Origin of the sequence: Actinacidiphila oryziradicis (assembly GCF_005047355.1) — a bacterium.
GTDB lineage: Bacteria > Actinomycetota > Actinomycetes > Streptomycetales > Streptomycetaceae > Actinacidiphila > Actinacidiphila oryziradicis.
In genome coordinates, this window is sequence record NZ_SUMC01000320.1 from 1 (window position 1) to 1,606 (window position 1,606).

At 63.0% G+C, this 1,606-nt stretch carries 2 protein-coding genes and 1 pseudogene; 1 reads left to right on the top strand and 2 read right to left on the bottom strand.

The genetic code is table 11. The annotated features are described in order from the left end of the window. Nucleotides 1-7: 7 nt before the first annotated feature. Nucleotides 8-331, bottom strand: a pseudogene (locus FCI23_RS55580) (diguanylate cyclase); the annotation flags it as partial. Nucleotides 332-591: 260 nt separating this feature from the next. Continuing rightward, a complete protein-coding gene (locus FCI23_RS55585; protein ID WP_136731752.1) occupies nucleotides 592-762 on the bottom strand; it encodes a helix-turn-helix transcriptional regulator in 171 nt (56 codons plus the stop codon). Between the two features lie 455 nt (nucleotides 763-1,217). Here FCI23_RS55585 and FCI23_RS55590 point away from each other — a divergent pair, with 455 nt between their 5' ends. Beyond that, nucleotides 1,218-1,568, top strand: a complete 351-nt coding sequence (locus FCI23_RS55590) for a hypothetical protein (protein ID WP_136731751.1) — start codon at nucleotides 1,218-1,220, stop codon at nucleotides 1,566-1,568. Nucleotides 1,569-1,606: the final 38 nt, after the last annotated feature.

Genomic DNA, 1,606 nt, shown 5'->3' on the forward strand with positions numbered 1-1,606 from the left:
CCCCTAGCTACTCCGGCCAGGAGCTGTTGAGGATGACCTCGACGAAGTCGATGCGCTGAAAGCCCGGTACGAAGTGGGCCAGCACATCGGCGTTCACGGTGCCGAAGGTTGTGTCGGGCCGGCCTTTGAAGCCGTCGGTGAAGGCTTCCAGAATCCGGCGTTTGAAGTCAGGTCGCGGGTGCGCGTCGGTGACGGCTTGGTCGTCACGGCCGATCCCGAGTACGTCCATCTCCACGGCCGCAGTGACCAAGGCGATTTCGGGCTCCATGAACTCCGGGACACCGGGCGTTGTGTGCAGGGCGATGGCCGTCCACACCCGGCGGACGTCGTCAGCCGCGAGGCGGAGTTCCAGCTGGCGAGCTGTCTCCGGGTATCTCAGATGTTCACGAGACGCCTCGTGGTTGCGCCACTCGACGACGTAGTCATCCTCGTCAGTCGCCCCGAATCAGCATCGAGGTTCCTGCCGTGTCGACGTCGGGTGAAATCACCCGACGTCGGCAAAATCGACCAACCGAAGAACAGCTCAATCCGCGAGCTGCGCATCACCTGCTTCGCGCTCCAATACGCCAGCGAGCATACCGGTAGCGGTTTTCAGGCCACGCGGTCTACGGCCTGGGCTTCCAGCCATGCTTCCACCTCCGCCCAGCGGTAGCGCAAGTAGCGGCCAACCTTGTGAGCTCGCGGCCCCTGGCGCCGGTGGTTCCACACGTAGACCGTGTTCAGCGGCACGCCGAGGAAGTCGGCCAGTTCCTCGGCGCTCATCAGAGGGCGGCGGTCCCCGGCGCCACTGGCGGCTCCGGCCACGCGGGCAGTGGTTCGGCGCGTGTGTTCTCCAAGGCAACTCGGAAATGGGCAGCGATAACCTTCCGAGCGGTGGCCCGCTGCGGTGGCATGCGGAACAGTGCCACAGGATTCCGGCCGCACCAAATAATGCGCACCGCCAACCACGAAGTAGGTTTCGCGGCAGATTTCCGAAACTCTGCAGAATTCTCGGGAGACTCCCGCGAGCCCTCGACGAACGGTGTCGAACCCTCGCCGAAGTCTCAGCGAGGTCTCAACGAGGGAGGGTTTGCCAATTTTTCAGGCGTTCTATCTCACTGCTTTGAATTGGGACTCGGGGCCAACCGTTTAAGCATTACCCAGTCAGATTAGGCGGCAGCGCCCCCGACGGGCATCTCTTCGCATGCAGTAAGGCGTGCCATGGAGCCCGGGAATAGGTGTTTGATATTCCCTTCGCCGTGGATCAACATTCCACTCATCGCATCTGCACATCGGGCGAGGGCGGCGTTCGAAAGGCGGCCTTCGATTCCTACGCCGCAGCGGTCGACTGGACCGGCGAGGGTTACGTTACCCGGGCGCTTCGGGTCTTCGAATCCCTGATCCGACGACTGGACCGCGAGAGCCGCAAGAACGGCGGCGAGGGTCTGCCGCCAGAAACGGTGGAAGAACTGCGCGATGCGTTCGCCCGGGACGGCTGCCGGCTAGTGTCTCGTGATCCTGCAGTCGTTACTTTGATCGATGGGGCTCGTTGGTTCTGGCATGGAGCTCTCTGTGGAACAGACCGCTGAGTTGCGGGAGTTGGTGAACAGTCGCGACGTGCCGGCTG

Coding starts and splice junctions, on each gene's coding strand:
- FCI23_RS55585 (WP_136731752.1), bottom strand. CDS start 762: ATGAGCGCCGAGGAACTGGCCGACTTCCTCGGCGTGCCGCTGAACACG.